Origin of the sequence: Streptomyces melanosporofaciens, assembly GCF_900105695.1 — a bacterium.
GTDB classification, from domain to species: domain Bacteria; phylum Actinomycetota; class Actinomycetes; order Streptomycetales; family Streptomycetaceae; genus Streptomyces; species Streptomyces antimycoticus.
Genome location: NZ_FNST01000002.1, coordinates 1903399 through 1924417, shown reverse-complemented (window position 1 = coordinate 1924417; position 21019 = coordinate 1903399). Strand labels below are relative to the sequence as shown.

At 73.6% G+C, this 21019-nt stretch carries 1 protein-coding gene and 1 pseudogene; both read left to right on the top strand.

Annotated features, from left to right (window positions below; translation table 11 throughout):
* Positions 1-67 precede the first annotated feature (67 nt).
* Positions 68-5047, top strand: a pseudogene (locus BLV72_RS10945) (type I polyketide synthase); the annotation flags it as partial.
* Positions 5048-5326: 279 nt separating this feature from the next.
* On the top strand, positions 5327-20971 hold the full coding sequence (locus BLV72_RS10940) for a type I polyketide synthase (RefSeq protein ID WP_425288512.1): 15645 nt from the start codon (positions 5327-5329) through the stop codon (positions 20969-20971).
* Positions 20972-21019: the final 48 nt, after the last annotated feature.

Genomic DNA, 21019 nt, shown 5'->3' with positions numbered 1-21019 from the left:
GCAGCACACCCATCCGAACCCCCCGACGAACCAGAGCATTGCGAATAGGTGAACGTCCATGGCGACTGCGAACGAAGCCAAGCTCCGCGAATATCTGAAGAAGGTCACCACCGACCTCACCGCCGCCCACCGGCGGCTGCAGGAGGTCGACGAACAGGCCCATGAGCCGATCGCCATCGTGGGCATGAGCTGCCGCTTCCCCGGGGGTGTGCGCACCCCCGAGGAGCTGTGGGAGCTCATGGCCTCCGGTGGCGAGGCGCAGACGGAGTTCCCGGCCGACCGCGGCTGGGACCTGCAGAACCTGTTCGACCCGGACCCGGACACCCCGGACACCACCTACACCCGGGAGGGCGGGTTCCTGGGCGACGCAACCCGGTTCGACGCGGCGTTCTTCGGGATCTCGCCGCGTGAGGCCATGGCGATGGACCCGCAGCAGCGGCTGTTGCTGGAGACGTCCTGGGAGGCGTTCGAGCGGGCCGGGATCGACCCGGCGTCCCTGCGCGGCAGCCGGACCGGTGTCTTCGCGGGCATGAACGCCTCCGACTATCTGTCGGTGGCGCTCGACGCCGAGGACGACTTCGGCGGCCACCTCGGCACGGGCAACGCCGGCAGCGTCGTCTCCGGCCGGCTCTCCTATGTCTTCGGCCTCGAGGGCCCGGCCGTCACGGTGGACACGGCCTGCTCCGCGTCGCTGGTGGCGCTGCACCTGGCCGTCCAGTCGCTGCGGCTGGGCGAATGCTCGCTCGCCCTGGCGGGCGGCGTCCATGTGATGTCCACCCCGGGTCTGTTCATCGAGTTCAGCCGCCAGCGCGGGCTGTCGCGGGACGGCCGCTGCAAGGCGTTCTCGGCGGACGCCGACGGCTTCGGCCCGGCCGAGGGTGTGGGCGTCCTGCTGCTGGAGCGGCTCTCGGAGGCCCGTCGCCGGGGCCACAAGGTGCTGGCCGTGGTGCGCGGCTCCGCCGTCAACCAGGACGGTGCGTCCAACGGTCTGACCGCGCCCAACGGCCCGTCCCAGCGGCGCGTCATCCAGCAGGCGCTGGCCAACGCCCGACTGTCCGGCGGCGATGTGGACGTCGTCGAGGCCCACGGCACGGGCACCTCGCTGGGCGACCCGATCGAGGCGCAGGCGCTGCTGGCCACCTACGGCCAGGACCGGCCCGAGGAACTGCCCCTGCTGCTCGGATCGGTGAAGTCCAACATCGGCCACACCCAGGGCGCCGCGGGCATCGCCGGGGTGATGAAGATGGTGCTGGCGATGGAGCACGGGGTGGTGCCCGAGTCGCTGCACATCGCCGAGCCGTCCCCGCACATCGACTGGGCGGCGGGGAAGGTCGCGCTGGTCAGGTCGGCCACGCCGTGGCCCGAGACCGGCCGCCCGCGCCGTGCGGCCATCTCCTCCTTCGGCTTCAGCGGCACCAACGCGCACACCATCATCGAGCAGGCCCCCGCCGAGGAGCCGGGCCCGGTCGAGCTGGTGTCCAAGCAGCCGGGTGTGCTGCCGTGGGTGCTCTCCGGCAAGAGCGAGGCGGCGCTGCGCGCCCAGGCGCGGCGGCTGCTGGACCGGCTCCACGACGAACCGGCGCTGCGCCCGGTGGACATCGGCCTGTCGCTGGCCACCACCCGCTCCGCGCTGGACCACCGCGGTGTGGTCCAGGGCCGGGACCGCGAGGAGCTGATGGCCGGGCTGAACGCGCTCGCCGACGGCGGTATGGCGGCCGGTGTGGAGCGGGGCACGGTGGTCGCCGGGCAGACGGCGTTCGTCTTCCCCGGGCAGGGGTCCCAGTGGGTGCGGATGGGCGTGGGGCTGATGGACGCCTCGCCCGTCTTCGCGGCCCACATGGAGGAGTGTGCCGCGGCGCTCGCGGAGTTCACCGACTGGTCGCTGGTGGATGTGCTGCGCGGCGCGGAGGGTGCGCCGTCGCTGGACCGGGTGGATGTGGTCCAGCCGGTGCTGTTCGCGGTGATGGTCTCCCTCGCCGAGCTGTGGCGCTCGCTGGGTGTCGTCCCGTCCGCGGTGATCGGCCACTCGCAGGGCGAGATCGCCGCCGCGTATGTGGCGGGGATCCTTTCCCTGAAGGACGCGGCACGGGTGGTGGCGCTGCGCAGTCAGGCGATCGGCCGGGTGCTGGCGGGCAAGGGCGGCATGGTGTCGGTGGCGCTGCCGGTGGCGGACGTGCGTGAGCGCATCGAACCCTGGGGCGAGGAGCGCATCTCCGTCGCGGCGGTCAACGGGCCGTCCTCGGTGGTCGTCTCCGGCGAGCCGACGGCGCTGGACGAGCTGGTCGCCGCGTGTGAGGCCGATGAGGTGCGGGCCCGCCGGGTGCCGGTGGACTACGCCTCGCACTCCGCCCAGGTCGAGCTGCTCCGCGAGGAACTCCTGGAGCTGCTGGCCCCCGTACAGCCGAAGAGCGCCCAGGTGCCGTTCCTGTCCACGGTGACGGGGGAGTGGGCCGAGGGTTCCGAGCTGGACGCCGAGTACTGGTTCACCAACCTCCGTCGCACCGTTGAGCTGGAGGGCGCGGTCCGGCGGCTGCTGGACGAGGGCTTCGGGGTGTTCATCGAGTCCAGCGCCCATCCGGTGCTGACGATGGGTGTGCAGGAGACCGCCGAGGACGCCGGTGTCGACGCGGCCGCGATCGGGTCGCTGCGCCGTGACGAGGGCGGCCAGGACCGCTTCTGGGCCTCGGTCGGCGAGGCGTGGTCGCGGGGTGTGAGCGTCGACTGGGAGGCCGTGTTCGCCGGCACCGGCGCCCGCCGTATCGAGCTGCCCACCTACGCCTTCCAGCAGCAGCGCTACTGGCCCGAGGCCGCACCCGCGCGGGCGACCGGGGAGACCGGGCACGACCCGGTGGAGGCCACGTTCTGGGCCGCCGTGGAGGCGGAGGACTGGCAGACGCTGGCCGCCGAGCTGACCGTCGACGGCGATCAGCCCATGAGCGCCGTCCTGCCCGCCCTGGCCACCTGGCGCAAGCAGGCCCGTGAGCGGTCCACGGTGGACGGCTGGCGCTACCGGGTGACCTGGAAGCCGCTCGCCGAGGAGCGGTCCGCGCGGCTGTCCGGCGCCTGGCTCGTCGTCGCCCCGGCCGCCGAGGACGTCTGGACCGACGCCGTGGCCGGTGTGCTCGCCGAACGCGGCGCCGACGTACGGCGGATCGCCGTGGACACCGGCACCGACGGCCGGGACGAACTGGCCGAGCGGCTGCGCACCGCGCTCGCCGAAGCCGACGGCGGCTCCTTCGCCGGGGTCGTCTCGCTGCTGGCCCCGGCCGAGGGCGCGCACCCCGAACACGCCTCGCTGCCCGCCGGAACGGCCGCCCAGCTCGCGCTGATCCAGGCCCTCGGCGACGCCGGAATCGGCGCCCCGCTGTGGTGCCTGACCCGCGGCGCCGTCTCCGTCGGCGCTTCGGACCGGCCGGCCGCCCCCGAGCAGGCGCTCGTCTGGGGTCTGGGCCGGGTGGCCGCGCTGGAGCACCTGGAGCGCTGGGGCGGTCTGATCGACCTGCCCGCCACGCCCGACGAGCGCGCCCTGACCCGGCTGGTGGGCCTCCTCGCCTCCGACGGCGACGACGACCAGGCCGCGATCCGCGCCACCGGCCTCTTCGGGCCCCGCCTGGTGCGCGCCCCGCTGGCCGACACCTCCGCCGTACGGTCCTGGAAGCCGACCGGCACCACGCTGGTCACCGGCGGTACGGGACGGCTCGGCGGGCAGGTCGCCCGGTGGCTGGCCCGCAACGGCGCCGAGCACCTGGTGCTGGCGAGCCTCAGGGGCCCGGACGCCCCCGGGGCCGTCGAGCTGGAGGCCGAGCTGACCCAACTCGGCGCCAAGGTCACCCTCGCCGCCTGCGATGTGACCGACCGCGTCGCGCTCGCCGAGACCCTCGCGGCCATCCCGGCCGACCAGCCGCTGACCGCCGTCGTGCACACCGCCGCGGTCATCGAGGACGGGGTGATCGAGGGGCTGACCGCGGATCAGGTCGAGCGGGTGCTGCGGCTGAAGGTGGACGCCACGCGCCATCTGCATGAGCTCACCCGGGACCTGGACCTGACCGCGTTCGTGCTGTGCTCGCACTTCTCCGCCACCTTCGGCGCACCCGGCCAGGGCAACCAGGCGCCCGGCAACGCCTTCCTGCACTCCTTCGCCGAACAGCGCCGCGCGGACGGGCTGCCCGCCACCACGCTGACCTTCGGCCCGTGGGGCGACGGCGCCACGGTGGACGGCGCGGTCGGCGACCGGATGCGCCGCCACGGCATCAACGAGATGGCGCCGGAACCGGCCACCACCACCCTCCAGCACGCGCTGGACCGCGACGAGACCGCGCTGACCGTCATCGACATGGACTGGCGGCGCTTCACCCTCGCCTTCACCGCCGACCGGTCGCGTCCGCTGCTGCACGACCTGCCCGAGGCCCGCGAGGTCGTGGAGGAGATGGCCACCGCCGAGGCCGACGGCGGCGGCGCGGCCGCCGGCGCGGCCGCCGGGGCGGCCCTGGCCGGACAGCTCGCCGCGCTGCCGGAGACCGAGCGGGAGCGGGTGCTGCTGGATCTGGTGCGCAGCGCGGTGGCCGCCGTGCTCGGCCACTCCGGCGCCCAGGCGATCGAGGCGGGCCGGGCCTTCAAGGAGCTGGGCTTCGACTCGCTGACCGCTGTCGAACTCCGCAACCGGCTCGGCGCCGCGAGCGGGCTGAAGCTGCCCCCGAGCCTGATCTTCGACCACCCGACCCCGGCCGCCGTGGCCGCCTATCTGCGGGCCGGGATCGTGCCCGACGAGGCGGCCGACGGCACCGCGGTGCTCGAAGAACTCGACAAGCTGGAGACCGCGCTCACCGGCACCGCGCCCGACAACATCACCCGGGCCCGGATCACCATGCGCCTGCAGTCGCTGATGGCGAAGTGGAACGAGTCGGACGGCACGGCGGTCACCGCCGAACCCGCCACCACGGCGGCGCCGGAGCGACCGGCGAAGGACACGGTCGACGCCGAACAGCTCCAGTCGGCCAGCGACGAAGAGCTCTTCGCATTCATCAACAAGGGTCTCGGAAGGGCATGACGGGAATTCTGCTATTGACGTCGTTCTCGATGTCGGCCAGGATTTTCCATACCCTTCAATAGAGTTGCCGAATACCGGTTGCCCCCTATCGCTCCCTGGGTCTCCAGGGGGTCGTAGGGGGCATCTAGGGGTTGTTGTGAGGGTTAGTTCGCACATAGCCTCTCAGCGAGAAGTCGACTGATTTGGTTGTTGGTTACCGGCTCCCCTGTTGAGGATCTGTGGAGCATTTCCGATGCCGTCTGCCGTAATTGGATTGCGTAAATGGCGAATGAAGAGACGCTGCGGGACTACCTCAAGCTGGTAACGGCGGATCTGCACCAGACTCGCCTCCGCCTGCAAGAGGCCGAGGCGAAGAACCACGACCCCATCGCGATCGTGGGGATCGGCTGCCGTTATCCCGGGGGCGTTCAGTCGCCCGAGGACCTGTGGCGCATCGTCAGCGAGGGCGTCGACGCGGTCAGCGAGTTCCCGCTGGACCGCGGGTGGAATGTCGACACGATGTACCACCCGGACCCGGACCACCCCGGCACCAGCTATGTGCACGAGGGTGGATTCGTCGACGGCATAGCCGATTTCGACCCGTCGCTGTTCGGCATCAGCCCGCGAGAAGCGCTCGGCATGGACCCGCAGCAGCGGATGCTGCTGGAGACGTCCTGGGAGGCGTTCGAGCGGGCCGGAATCGACCCGGTCGCGGTGCGCGGCCGGCAGATCGGCGTCTTCGTCGGCACCAGCAATCACGATTACCTGGGCGCGATCCTCAGTTCCAACGAGAACTTCGAGGGCTATTTCGGTACCGGTAACGCCGCGAGCGTCGCCTCCGGCCGCCTTTCCTACACCTTCGGCTTCGAGGGCCCGGCCGTCACCGTCGACACCGCCTGCTCCTCCTCGCTGGTGGCGCTCCACCTCGCCGTCCAGGCGCTGCGCAACGGCGAATGCTCGCTCGCGCTCGCCGGCGGCGCCACTCTCATGTGCGCGCCCGGCGTCTTCGTCGACTACAGCAAGATGCGCGGACTGGCCCTCGACGGCCGCTCCAAGCCCTTCGCCCCGGAGGCCGACGGCTTCTGCCTGGGCGAGGGCGTCGGCATGCTGCTCGTCGAGCGGCTGTCGGACGCCCAGCGCAAGGGCCACCCGGTCCTCGCCGTGGTCCGCGGCTCCGCCGTCAACCAGGACGGCGCGTCCAACGGCCTCACCTCGCCCAACGGCCCCTCGCAACAGCGCGTCATCCTCCAGGCGCTGGCCAACGCCCGCCTCAGCCCCGACCAGGTCGACGCCGTCGAGGCCCATGGCACCGGCACCGCCCTCGGCGACCCGATCGAGGCGCAGGCGCTGCTCGCCACCTACGGCCAGGACCGACCCGAGGGCAAACCGCTGCTCATTGGCTCCATCAAGTCCAACATCGGCCACGCCCAGGCGGGCGCCGGTGTCGGCGGCGTCATCAAGATGGTCATGGCGATGCGGCACGGTGTGCTGCCCAAGACCCTCCACCTCACCGAGCCCACCCCGCACGTCGACTGGACGGCCGGGGACGTCGAACTGCTCACCGCCACCACCGAGTGGCCCCAGGACCCCGAGGGCGCGACCCCGCGCCGCGCGGGCGTCTCGTCGTTCGGCATGAGCGGCACCAATGTGCACACCATCCTCGAGGAGCCCCCGGCCCTCGCCGCCCCCGCCGAGAGCGGCGAACCGGAGCCGGAGCGGGCCGAGGTGCCCCTGGTCCCGGTCGTGCTCTCCGGCAAGGACGAGCAGGCGCTGCGCGCCCAGGCCCTCCGGCTGCGGACCCATCTGACCGCCAACCCCGGCCACCGCCTCGCCGACCTCGGCTACTCCCAGGCCGTCACCCGCGCCGCTCTCGACCGCCGCGCCGTGGTCCTCGCGGCCGATCACGACGAACTCCTCGCGGGCCTCGACGCGCTCGCCGAAGGCCGCCACCACCCCGAGCTGGCCGAGGGGCTGGCCGCCGAGGGCAAGGTCGCGTTCCTCTTCACCGGCCAGGGCAGCCAGCGGCTCGGCATGGGCCGTGAGCTGTACGAGACCTACCCGGTGTTCGCCGAGGCGCTGGACGCGGTCTGCGCCCAGCTCGACCGGTTCCTCGACCGGCCGCTGAAGGACGTGCTGTTCGGCGACGACGCCGCCACGCTCGACCGGACCGGCTTCACCCAGCCCGCGCTGTTCGCCGTCGAGGTGGCCCTCTTCCGCCTCGTCGAATCCTGGGGGCTGCGCCCCGACTTCCTCGCCGGCCACTCCATCGGTGAGCTCACCGCCGCCCATGTCGCCGGGGTGCTCTCGCTCACCCACGCCTCCGCCCTGGTGGCCGCGCGCAGCCAGCTGATGCAGCAACTCCCCGCCGGTGGCGCGATGATCGCGGTGCAGGCGTCGGAGGACGAGGTGACGCCGCTGCTGACCGAGCGGGTCTCGATCGCCGCGCTCAACGGGCCCACCTCGGTCGTCATCGCCGGTGACGAGGACGCGGCGCTGGAGATAGCGGCGTCCTTCGAGGAGCGGGGCCGCAAGACCAAGCGGCTCACCGTCAGCCACGCCTTCCACTCCCCGCACATGGACGGGATGCTGGAGAACTTCCGTCAGGTCGCCGAGCGGCTGACCTACGAGGCTCCGAAGATCCCGATCGTCTCCAACCTCACCGGTGCCATCGTCTCCGCCGACGAGATCACCACGCCCGACTTCTGGGTCCGCCACGTCCGCGAGGCCGTCCGGTTCCTCGACGGCGTCCGCCGCCTCGAGGACCACGGCGTGACCACCTTCGTCGAACTGGGCCCCGACGGGGTGCTCTCCGCCATGGCCCAGGAGTGCGTGACCGGCGGCAGGAACCGCACGTTCGCGTTCCTGCCCGCCCTGCGCTCCGGCCGCCCCGAGGCCCGCACCCTGGGCCACGCGCTCGCCCAGGCCCAGGTCCGCGGCGTGCCCGTGGACTGGGCCACGTACTACGCGGGCACCGGCGCCCGCCGCGTCGAGCTGCCCACCTACGCCTTCCAGCGGCAGCGCTACTGGCCCGCCAACCCCTTCTCGTACGGCCCCGACCCCGCCGAAGCCGAAGCCGCCGCCCCGGCCGTGGCCGACGCCCGGTTCTGGGAGGTCGTGCACAGCGAGGACCTGGCCGCCCTGGTCGACACCCTCGGCCTCGACGGCGACCAGCCCCTCAGCGAGGTGCTGCCCGTCCTGTCCGCGTGGCGCAGGCGCAGCCACGTCGACACCACCGTCGACGGCTGGCGCTACCGCATCACCTGGACACCGCTGCCGCAGACCCAGGCCAAGCCGCTCACCGGCACCTGGCTCGTGGTCACCCCCGAGGGGCGTGCGGAGGACCCCTGGGTAGCCGCGTCGCTGCGGCTGCCGGCCGAGCGCGGCGTCACGGTCCACGAGATCGCGGTCGACGGCGCCACCGCCGACCGCACCGCCCTCGCCGAGCGCATCCGCATGGCCCTGACGCGGGACCCGGCGCGGGAGACCGGCGGGGCCCCGCACATCGACGGTGTGCTCTCCCTGCTCGGCCTGGACGAGCGCCCGCACGACCGGCACCCCTCCCTCACCGCCGGGCTCGCGGGGACCCTCACCCTCGTCCAGGCCCTCGGTGACGCCGAGGTCGACGCCCCGCTGTGGGCCGCCACCCGCGGCGCGGTCTCCGTCGGCCGCTCCGACCGGCTCAGCAGCCCCGACCAGGCCCAGATCTGGGGCCTGGGCCGCACCGCGGCCCTCGAACACCCCGAGCGCTGGGGCGGTCTGATCGACCTGCCCGAGACCGCCGACGACCGCGCCCTCGGGCGGCTCGCCGACATCCTCGCCGGGCCCGAGGGCATCAGCGGCGAGGACCACCTCGCCATTCGCCCGCAGGGCATCCACGTCCGACGGCTGGCCCGCGCACCGCACCACGAGACCACCGGCGACGGCTGGACCACCCACGGCACCGCGCTGATCACCGGCGGCACCGGCGCCCTCGGCGGCCACGTCGGCCGCTGGCTCGTGGCCCACGGCGCCCAGCACATCCTGCTGACCAGCCGCCGCGGCCCCGACGCCCCCGGCGCCGCCGAGCTGCGCGACGAACTCACCGCCCTCGGCGCCCAGGTGACCATCGCCGCCTGCGACGTCGCCGACCGCGACGCCCTCGCCGGGCTGCTGGCGACCGTCCCCGCGGACCTTCCGCTGACCACGGTCGTGCACGCCGCCGGAGTGCTGGACGACGGTGTCCTCGACGCTCAGACCCCGCGGCGGATGGCCGATGTGCTGCGCGCCAAGGCCGATGCCGCCCGCCATCTGCACGAGCTCACCCGCGGCCTCGACCTGTCCGCCTTCGTGCTCTTCTCCTCCATGGCCGCCACCTTCGGCGCCGCGGGTCAGGCCAACTACGTGGCCGCCAACGCCTACCTCGACGCGCTCGCCGAACAGCGCCGCGCCGAGGGCCTGCCCGCCACCTCCATGGCCTGGGGTGCCTGGGCCGACGGCGGCATGGCCACCGACGAGCTGGTGGCCGAGCGGCTCCGGCAGTCCGGGCTGCCCGCCCTCGCCCCCGAACCGGCGACCGCCGCACTGGGCGCCGCGCTCGACCTGGACGAGACGTTCTCCCTCGTCGTCGACATCGAATGGGACCGCTTCGCGCCCGGCCTCTCCGGCCACCGCCCGAACCCGCTGCTCGCCGAGCTCTCCGAGGCGCGCCGCGCGATCGAGGCCGCGCGCACCGCCACCGGCGGCCCCGCCATTCCCGGCCGGCCCACCTCGCTGGCCCAGCGGCTGACCGACGCGGGCACCGACGAGGAACGCGACCAGATCGCCCTGGACTTCGTCCGCACCCAGGTGGCCGTCGTCCTCGGCCACCCCGGACCGGACTCGGTGGAGCCCAGCCGCGCCTTCCGCGACCTCGGCTTCGACTCGCTGACCGCCGTCGAGATCCGCAACCTGCTGGCCACCCTCACCGGGCTGAAGCTGCCCGCCACCATCATCTTCGACTACCCCACCCCGATCGCCCTCGCCGACCATCTGCAGGCCGAACTCATCGGCTCGCGCCCGGCGGTGACCGGTGCGTCGTCGGTTGGCGTGGCGCTGGACGACGACCCCATCGCGATCGTCGGCATGAGCTGCCGCTTCCCCGGTGGTGTGCGCTCGCCCGAGGAGCTGTGGCGGCTGCTGGCGTCCGGGCAGGACGCGGTGACGGGTTTCCCGGCCGACCGTGGCTGGGACCTGGAGACGCTGTACGACCCGGAGGGCACGGGCGAGCACACCAGCTACGTCCGCGAGGGCGGATTCCTCGCCGACGCCGCCGAGTTCGACCCCGTCTTCTTCGGGATCTCGCCGCGCGAGGCGCTTGCCATGGACCCGCAGCAGCGGCTGCTGCTGGAGACCTCGTGGGAGGCGTTCGAGCGGGCCGGGATCGACCCGACGACGCTGCGCGGTCAGCAGGTCGGCGTGTTCGCCGGTACCAACGGCCAGGACTATCTGCCCGTCATCCTGTCCGCCCCCGATGGCTCCGAAGGCTTCATGGGGACGGGTAACGCGGCCAGTGTGATGTCGGGCCGGGTGTCCTACGCGCTGGGCCTTGAGGGTCCTGCGGTGACGGTGGATACCGCCTGCTCGTCGTCGTTGGTGGCGTTGCACTGGGCGATTCAGGCGTTGCGGGCGGGTGAGTGCTCGTTGGCGCTGGCCGGTGGTGTGACGGTGATGTCGACGCCGGGTTCGTTTGTGGACTTCAGTCGTCAGCGTGGGCTGGCGGAGGACGGCCGGATCAAGGCGTTCGCCGCCGGTGCGGATGGCACCGGTTGGGGCGAGGGCGTGGGCATGCTGCTCGTCGAGCGGCTGTCCGAGGCCCGGAAGAACGGCCACCCGGTGCTGGCGGTCGTCCGTGGCAGCGCGATCAACCAGGACGGTGCGTCCAATGGTCTGACGGCGCCGAACGGTCCCTCGCAGCAGCGGGTGATCCGGCAGGCGCTGGCGGGTGCGGGGCTGTCCGCGTCCGAGGTGGACGCGGTCGAGGCGCACGGCACCGGTACGACGCTGGGCGACCCGATCGAGGCGCAGGCGCTGCTGGCCACGTACGGCCAGGAGCGCGACGCCGACCAGCCGCTGTGGCTCGGCTCCATCAAGTCCAACTTCGGCCATACGCAGGCCGCGGCCGGTGTCGCCGGTGTGATGAAGATGGTGCTGGCCATCCAGCACGGCATGCTGCCGCAGACTCTCCACGTCGATGAGCCCACCCCGCACGTGGACTGGTCGGCGGGCGCGGTGTCACTGCTGACCGAGGCGCGGGAGTGGCCCGAGACCGGCCGTCCGCGCCGGGCCGCCGTGTCCTCGTTCGGCATCAGCGGCACCAACGCGCACACCATCATCGAGCAGGCCCCCGCGTACGCGGACGAGACCGAGGACCCGGCGCCCGCCGTCGCGCCCCGGTCCGGCGTCCCGGCCGCCTGGGTGCTCTCCGCCAAGTCCCCCGAGGGCCTGCGCGACCAGGCCGTACGGCTGCGGGCCCACCTCGGCGAGCGCCCCGAACTGGACCTCACCGACGTGGCGTTCACCCTCGCCACCCGCCGTACCGCCTTCGAGGAGCGCGCGGCGCTCGTCGCCGTGGACCGGGACGGGCTGCTGTCCGGCCTGGCGGCGCTCGCCGAGGGGCGTACGGCGGCCGGGCTCGTTCAGGACGCGATGGCCGGTGGCAAGCTGGCCTTCCTCTTCACCGGACAGGGCAGCCAGCGGCTCGGCATGGGCCGTGAGCTCTACGACACCTTCCCGACGTTCGCGGACGCGCTGGACGAGGTGTGTGCCCACCTGGACACGCATCTGGAGCGGCCGCTGCGCGAGGTGCTGTTCGGCCACGACGCCGAGGCGCTGGACCGGACCGCCTTCACCCAGCCCGCGCTGTTCGCGGTCGAGGTGGCGCTGTTCCGGCTGGTCGAGGCGTGGGGCCTGAAGCCGGACCTCCTCTCCGGGCATTCGATTGGTGAGCTTGCTGCCGCGCATGTGGCGGGGGTGCTGTCGCTCGCCGATGCGGCGAAGCTGGTGGCGGCGCGTGGGCGGTTGATGCAGGAGCTTCCGGCCGGTGGCGCGATGATTGCCATCCAGGCGTCCGAGGACGAGGTGGCGCCGCTGCTGACCGAGCGGGTGTCGATTGCCGCGCTCAACGGCCCGACGTCGGTGGTCATCGCGGGTGACGAGGACGAGGCTGTCGCGATTGCGGCGGGTTTCGAGGCGCAGGGTCGGAAGACCAAGCGGCTCACGGTCAGCCATGCGTTCCACTCGCCGCGTATGGACGGCATGGTGGACGCGTTCCGCGAGGTGGCGGAGGGGCTGTCGTACGAGGCCCCGCGGATCCCGATCGTCTCCAACCTCACCGGTGGCGTCGTCTCCGCCGAGGAGATCACGACGGCCGACTTCTGGGTGCGCCACGTCCGCGAAGCTGTCCGCTTCCTCGATGGCGTACGGACGTTGGAAGCCCAAGGCGTCACGACCTTCGTCGAGTTGGGTCCCGACGGTGTCCTCACCGCCATGGCCCAGGAGTGTGTGACCGGCGAGGACGCCGCGTTCGCCGCCGTGCTGCGCAAGGATCGCCCCGAGGCCGAGGCCCTGCTGTCGGCCGTCGCGCGGGCGCATGTGCGTGGGGCGGCGGTGGACTGGGCGGCGTACTACGCCCGAACGGGCGCCGCGCAGGTCGAGCTGACCGCGTTTCCGACGTATCCCTTCCAGCGGCAGCGCTACTGGCCGAAGGTCTCCTCGCTGTTCCTCGGCGATGTGGCCGCGGTCGGGCTGGGCGAGGCCGCGCATCCGCTGCTCGGCGCCAGCGCCGAACTGCCGGACGCGGACGGGATGCTGTTCACCGGACGGCTGGCGCTCTCGACCCATCCGTGGCTCGCGGGCCACACCATCCTGGACACCGTGCTGCTGCCGGGCACCGCGTTCGTGGAGCTGGCGATCCGCGCCGGTGACCAGGTCGGCTGTGACTACCTGGAAGAGCTGACCCTCGAAGCGCCGCTGGTGCTGCCCGCGCAGGGCGGTGTCCAGCTACGGCTGTCGGTCGGCGCGGCCGACGAGGCGGGCCGCCGTCCGCTGTCGCTGCACTCCCGGCTGGAGAGCCTGCCCGCCGAGGAGCCGTGGACCCGGCACGCCGCCGGTGTCCTGGCGTCCGGCGGCCGTCCGGAGGCGTCGTTCGAGCTGAGCGCGTGGCCCCCGGCGGACGCCGCCGAGGTGGAGCTGGACGGCCGCTACGAGGGCCTGCTGGACATCGGTTTCGCCTACGGCCCCGCGTTCCAGGGGCTGCGCAGGGCGTGGCAGCGCGGCGGCGAGGTGTTCGCCGAGGTGGTGCTGGACGAGGACACGGCCGAGGAGGCCGCCGCGTTCGGGCTGCACCCGGCGCTGCTGGACTCCGCCCTGCACGCCATCGGCCTGGCCGGTCTGGGCAACACGGGCGGGGAAGGGCGGCTGCCGTTCGCCTGGACCGGTGTGTCGCTGTACGCGAGCGGCGCCTCGGCGCTGCGGGTGCGGCTGGCCCCCGCGGGCGCCGAAGGCGTCCGGCTGGAGATCGCCGACACCACCGGTGCGCCGGTCGCCGCCGTCGAGACGCTCGGGCTGCGCCCGGTCTCGGCCGAGCAGCTGCGGAGCGCGCGCACGGCCTACCACGAGTCGCTGTTCCACCTGGAGTGGACGACGCCGTCCGGGCTCGCCGACGCGGCCGGAGCCGATGTGCCGGCCGACGGCCGGTGGGCGGTGCTGGGCGCCGATCCGCTCGGGCTCGGGGCCACGGCGTACGGGGACCTCGCGACGCTGGCCGACGCGGTCGCCGCGGGCACGGCGCCCGCGCCCGAGTACGTCGTCGTGTCGCCGTCCGCCGAGACCGGTGAGCGGGTGGCCCGTGCGGCGCACCGCGCCGCCGCCGTGGCGCTCGACGTCGTCCAGCGGTGGCTGGAGGAGGAGCGGTTCGGGGACGCCCCGCTGGTCGTGGTGACCCGTGGCGCGGTGGCCGTCGAGGCCGACGAGCCGGTGGCGGATCTGGCCGGTGCGGCCGTGTGGGGTCTGCTGCGCTCGGCGCAGTCGGAGAACCCGGGCCGTTTCGTGCTGGTGGACACCGACGGCCGGGACGAGTCGCTGCGGGCCCTGCCCGCCGCCCTGGCCTCGGACGAGCCGCAGCTGGCGATCCGCGCGGGTGCGGTGTCCGTGCCGCGGCTGGCGCGGGTGGCCGTGGCGCCGGAGGCCGACGACGCCCGGGGTCTCGACTCCGAGGGCACGGTGCTGGTGACCGGTGCATCTGGTTCGCTGGGCGGTCTGGTGGCCCGGCATCTGGTGGCGGAGCGTGGCGTACGGCAGCTCCTGCTGGTGAGCCGCCGTGGTGACCAGGCCCCGGGCGCGGCCGAACTCGGCGCGGAACTGGCTGAGTTGGGCGCGGACGTGCGCTGGGCCGCCTGCGATGTGGCGGACCGGGACGCGCTCGCCGCGACCCTCGCCACCGTCCCCGCCGAACACCCGCTCACGGCGGTCGTCCACACCGCCGGTGTGCTGGACGACGGTGTGATCGGCTCCCTCACCCCCGAGCGCGTCGACCACGTCATGCGCCCGAAGGTGGACGCGGCCTGGAACCTCCACGAGCTCACCCGCGACCTCGACCTGACGGCCTTCGTGCTGTTCTCGTCCTCCTCCGGCGTGTTCGGCGGCCCGGGCCAGGGCAATTACGCCGCGTCCAACGCCTTCCTGGACGCCCTCGCCCAGCACCGCGCCGCGCAGGGCCTGCCGGCCACCGCGCTGGCGTGGGGCCTGTGGTCCGGGGCCGGTATGGGCAGCACCCTGGACGAGGCCGACATCACCCGGATGCGGCGCGCAGGACTGCCGCCGCTGCCGGTGGCGGAGGGCCTCGCGCTGCTCGACACCGCGCTGACCGTCCGCGAGGCGTCGCTGGTGCCGATGCGGGTGGACATCGCGGCCCTGCGCACCCTGGCCGCCAGTGGCGCGGTCTCGCCCCTGTTCCGCGGTCTGGTGCGGGTCCCGGCGCGGCGCGCGGTGGACGCGGTCGCGGCGGGCGGCGAGACCGGTCTGGCCGGGCGGCTCACCGGGCTGTCCGAGCCCGAGCAGGAGCGGCTGCTGCTGGACCTGGTCCGCGGCCAGGTGGCCACCGTGCTCGGCTACGCCGGTGCGGAGACCATCGGTTCGGGCCGGGCGTTCAAGGAGCTGGGCTTCGACTCCCTGACCGCCGTCGAGCTGCGCAACCAGCTCAACACGGTCACCGGGCTGCGGCTGCCCGCCACGCTCATCTTCGACTACCCGGACCCGCAGGTCCTGGCCCGCCATCTGCGCACCGAGCTCGTCGGCACGCAGACCCCGGCGGTGCACACCCCGGTGCCGGTCATGGCCGCCACCGACGACGAGCCGATCGCCATCGTGGCGATGAGCTGCCGCTACCCCGGCGGGGTCACCACCCCCGAGGAGCTGTGGCAGCTGCTCGCCGCGGGCGAGGACGGCATCTCCCGCTTCCCCGACAACCGCGGCTGGGACCTCGAGGCGCTCTACGACCCGGACCCGGAGACCCAGGGCACCTCCTACGCCCGCGAGGGCGGATTCCTGCACGACGCCGCCGAGTTCGACCCGGCGTTCTTCGGGATCTCGCCGCGCGAGGCGCTCGCCATGGACCCGCAGCAGCGGCTGCTGCTGGAGACCTCCTGGGAGGCGTTCGAGCGCGCCGGTATCGACCCGCTGTCCGTGCGCGGCAGCAGGACCGGTGTGTTCGCGGGCGTCATGTACCACGACTACGGGTCCCGGCTGCACGCCGTCCCGAACGAGGTCGAGGGCTATCTCGGCACCGGCAGCTCCAGCAGTGTGGTGTCCGGCCGGGTGGCGTACACCTTCGGTCTGGAGGGCCCGGCCGTCACGGTCGACACGGCCTGCTCGTCGTCGCTGGTCGCGCTGCACCTTGCGGCGCAGGCGCTGCGGCAGGGTGAATGCTCGCTGGCGCTGGCCGGTGGTGTCACGGTGATGTTCACCCCGGGTACGTTCATCGACTTCAGCCGCCAGCGCGGACTGGCCAGGGACGGCCGCTGCAAGTCCTTCGCGGCCGCCGCCGACGGCACCGGCTGGGGCGAGGGCGCGGGCATGCTGCTGCTGGAGCGGCTGTCGGACGCCCGCCGCAACGGCCATGAGGTGCTGGCGATCGTGCGCGGCAGCGCCGTCAACCAGGACGGTGCGTCCAACGGTCTGACGGCGCCCAACGGCCCGTCCCAGCAGCGCGTCATCCGCCAGGCGCTGGCCAACGCCCGCCTCACGACCGGTGAGGTGGACGTGGTCGAGGCGCACGGCACGGGCACGACGCTGGGCGATCCGATCGAGGCGCAGGCGCTGCTGGCCACCTACGGTCAGGAGCGGGACGCGGAGCGGCCGCTGTGGCTGGGCTCCGTCAAGTCCAACCTGGGCCACACCCAGGCGGCCTCCGGTGTCGCCGGCATCATCAAGATGGTGCTGTCGATGCGGCACGGTGTGCTGCCACAGACGCTGCATGTGGACGAGCCGTCGCCGCACGTGGACTGGTCGGCGGGCGCGGTGTCGCTGCTCACCGAGCAGGTGGAGTGGCCCGAGACCGGCCGTCCGCGCCGCGCCGCGGTGTCCTCGTTCGGCATCAGCGGCACCAACGCCCACGCCATCATCGAGCAGCCGCCCGCCCCCGAGGCGAGCGAGCCCGTGGCCGAGCCCGAGGCCCTGCCGTACGTGCCCGTGCTGCTGTCGGCCCGCACCGAGGACGGTGTGCGGGCGCAGGCGCGGCGGCTGCGGTCGCGGATCGCCGCCGAACCCCGGGCCACCCTCACCGACCTGGGCTTCTCGCTCGCGACCACCCGCGCCGCGCTGGAACACCGCGTCGCCCTGGTCGCCGAGGGCCACGACGACGCCCTGGGCGCGCTGGACGCGCTGGCGCGCGGTGACCACCCGGCGCAGGCGCTGCGCGGTGTCGCCACCGAGGGCAAGGTGGCGTTCCTGTTCACCGGCCAGGGCAGCCAGCGGCTCGGCATGGGCCGCGAGCTGTACCGGACGTTCCCGCGCTTCGCACAGGCGCTGGACGAGGTGTGCGCGCATCTGGACGGGCATCTGGAGCGGCCGCTGCGCGAGGTGCTGTTCGGCGACGACGCCGAGGCGCTGGACCGGACCGGCTTCACCCAGCCCGCGCTGTTCGCCATCGAGGTGGCACTGTTCCGGCTGGTCGAGGCGTGGGGTCTGAAGGCGGACTACGTGTCCGGCCACTCCATCGGTGAACTGGCCGCCGCGCATGTGGCCGGTGTGTTCTCGCTCGCCGACGCCTCCGTGCTGGTGGCGGCCCGTGGCCGCCTGATGCAGGAGCTGCCGGCCGGTGGCGCGATGATCGCTCTCCAGGCGTCCGAGGACGAGGTGGCACCGCTGCTCACCGACCGCGTGAGCATCGCCGCCCTCAACGGCCCGAACTCCGTGGTCATCGCGGGTGACGAGGACGTGGCGACGCAGATCGCGGCGGACTTCCAGGCGCGGGGTCGCAAGACCAAGCGGCTCACGGTCAGCCACGCCTTCCACTCGCCACATATGGACCCGATGCTCGCGGACTTCCGCAAGCTGGCCGCGTGCCTGACCTACAACGCCCCGAAGATCCCGCTGGTGTCCTGCCTCACCGGCACCGTGGTCTCCGCCGACGAGATCCGCCTGCCGGAGTTCTGGGTGCGTCATGTCCGGGAGTCCGTGCGCTTCGCCGACGGGGTCCGCACCCTGCGCGACCAGGGTGTGACCACCTTCGTGGAACTCGGCCCGGACGGGGTGCTCTCCGCGATGGGCGAGGACTGCCTCGCCGAGACGGAGACCGGGATCGGGACCGGGACCGGGACAGGGACCGAAGGGGAGGCCGGCACCGAAGCCGTGTTCGTCCCGACCCTGCGCAGCGGCCGCTCCGAGGCCCAGGCGCTCGCCACCGCCCTCGCCCACGCCCATGTCCGCGGCGCGGCCCCGGACTGGGCGGCGGTCTACGCCGGGCGCGGCGCCCGCCGCGTGGAGCTGCCCACCTACGCCTTCCAGCGCCAGCGCTACTGGCTCGACGTGGGCATCTCCGTCGAGGACGTGATCTCCGCGGGCCTCGGCACCGCCGACCACCCGCTGCTGGGCGCGGCGGTGGAACTCCCCGACACCGGCGGCTTCGTGTTCACCGGGCGGCTGTCGCTGCTGACCCATCCGTGGCTGGCCGACCACGCCGTCATGGACACCGTGCTGCTGCCCGGCACCGCCTTCGTCGAACTCGCGCTGCGGGCCGGCCATGAGGCGGGCTGCGACACGGTCGAGGAGCTGACCCTCCAGGCGCCGCTGGTCCTGCCCGAACAGGGCGCCGTCCAGCTGCGGCTGGAGCTCGCGGCGGCCGACGAGACCGGACGCCGTTCGCTCACCCTGCACTCCCGCCGGGAGGACGTCCCCGCCGACGAGCCGTGGATCCGCCACGCCACCGGCTTCCTCGCCCCGGGCGAGCAGGCGACCGACGCCGAGCGGGTGGACCTGGGCGTATGGCCCCCGGCCGACGCGACGGCCCTGGCCACCGAGGAGTTCTACGAGGGCGCGGCCGCCGCCGGACTCGGCTACGGCCCGGTCTTCCAGGGGCTGCACACCGCCTGGCGGCGCGGCGACGAACTCTTCGCCGAGATCCGGCTGCCCCAGGGCTTCGAGCCCGAGGCCGCCGCGTACGGGGTGCATCCGGCGCTGCTGGACGCCGCCCTGCACACCCTCGGCCTCGACCCGGAGGGCGAGGAGAACGAGGGGGCGCGGCTGCCGTTCGCCTGGACCGGCGTACGGCTGTACGCCGGGGGCGCCGCATCGCTGCGCGTACGGCTGCGGCCCGGCGCCGACGGGGTGTCGCTGCACCTCGCCGACGGCACCGGCGCCGCCGTCGCCACCATCGACGGCCTGGTGCTGCGGCCGCTGTCGACCGAGCAGCTCGACGCCTCGCGCGCCGCACACCACGAGTCGCTGTTCCGTCCTGACTGGACAGCGCTGCCCGCCCTCACGACGTCCGCCACCGACATCCCGCTCGGCGAGCGCTGGGTGACCCTCGGCGCCGCCACCGGCTTCCCGGCCACCGGCTCCACGGCCACCGGCTTCACCGTCGCGGGCGAGCGGCTGGACGACTACGCGGACCTAGCGGCACTCGCCACCGCGCTCGACGGCGGCGCCTCCGCCCCCGAGGTGGTCGTGGCACCCCTCGCCGCCACCGGCGGCGCGGCGGCCCTGCCCGACACCGCGCGGGCCGTCGCCCGGAACACCCTGGAACTGGTCCAGAACTGGCTGACCGACCAGCGGTTCGCCGACACCCGCCTCGTCCTCGTCACCCGTGGCGCGGTCGCGGCGGCCCCCGGCGAGGACATCGCCGACCTGGCCCACACCACCGCCTGGGGCCTGGTCAAGTCCGCGCAGTCGGAGAACCCCGGCCGCTTCGTCCTGGTCGACCTCGACGGCACCGACGCCTCCCAGCGGGCCCTGCCGTCGGTGCTCGCCACCGACGAACCGCAGCTCGCCCTGCGCTCCGGCACCGGCCACGCCTACCGGCTCGCCCGGGTCCCGGCCCGGCCGGACACCCCCGAGCCGACTGGGCTCGGCGACCCGGAGGGCACCGTGCTGCTGAGCGGCGCCACCGGCGCCCTGGGCGGACTCTTCGCCCGCCACCTGGTGGCCGAGCGCGGGGTGCGGCGTCTGCTGCTGGTGAGCCGCCGTGGTGGCGAGGCACCGGGCGCGGCCGAACTCGCCGCCGAACTGGGCGAGATGGGCGCCGAAGTCACCTGGGCGGCCTGCGACACCGCCGACCGGGACGCCCTGGCCGCCACCCTCGCGGCGATCCCGGCAGAGCATCCGCTGACCGCAGTGGTGCACACCGCGGGCGTCCTGGACGACGGCGTGATCAGCTCGCTGACCGGTGAGCGGATCGACACCGTGCTGCGCCCCAAGGTGGACGCGGCGTGGAACCTCCACGAGCTGACCCGCGAGCTGGACCTGGCCGCGTTCGTGCTCTTCTCCTCGGCCGCCGGTGCCTTCGGCAGCTCGGGACAGGGAAACTACGCCGCGGCCAACACCTTCCTGGACGCACTCGCCCAGCACCGCCACGCCCAGGGCCTGCCCGCGAGCTCGCTCGCCTGGGGCCTGTGGGCGGCGGCCGACGGCATGGCCGGAAGCCTCGACGCCTCCGATGTGACCCGCATCTCGCGCGGTGGCTTCGCGGCCCTCCCGCAGGACGAGGGCCTGGCCCTGTTCGACCTCTCGGGCACCCTGTCCGAGGCCGTCCTCGTCCCGATCCGCATCGACACCGGTGCGCTGCGCGGCCAGGCCGCCGCCGGGCTGCTGCCGCCGCTGCTGCGCGGCCTGGTCCGCACCCCCGTACGGCGCTCCGCCGACACCGGTGCCACCGGTGCCGGGACCCTGGCCGACTCCGCCGCGGGCTCGCTCGCGACAAGGCTCTCCGGGCTCTCGGAGACCGAACGCGACCGGGAGCTGCTGGAGGTCGTCCGCAGCCATGTGGCGGCCGTCCTCGGCTACGCCACCCCGGACGACGTGGACGCCGGCCGCGGCTTCCTCGACCTCGGCTTCGACTCGCTCACCGCCGTGGATCTGCGCAACCGACTGGGTGCCGCCGCCGGGCTGCGCCTGCCGGTCACGCTGATCTTCGACTACCCGACGCCCACCGCGCTCGCCGGGTATCTGCGCGAGGAGCTGAGCTTGGACGGCGCCGCCGGCGCGGCCGGACACCCGCCCGTACACGCGGAGCTCGACAAGCTCGAGGCGATCCTCGCCACGATCGCCCCGGACGACATCGAGCGCCCCGGCATCACCACCCGCCTGCGCGACCTCCTGTCGAAGTGGAATGAAACGCACAGTGCTACGGACAGCACCGCAGAAGACCGTGAAATCCAGTCCGCTACGGCAGACGAGATCTTCGATCTCCTCGACGACGAGCTCGGGCTCTCCTGACCAGCTCCACAAGAGCTCATCGACTCATCTCAGCACCGCGGGGACGGC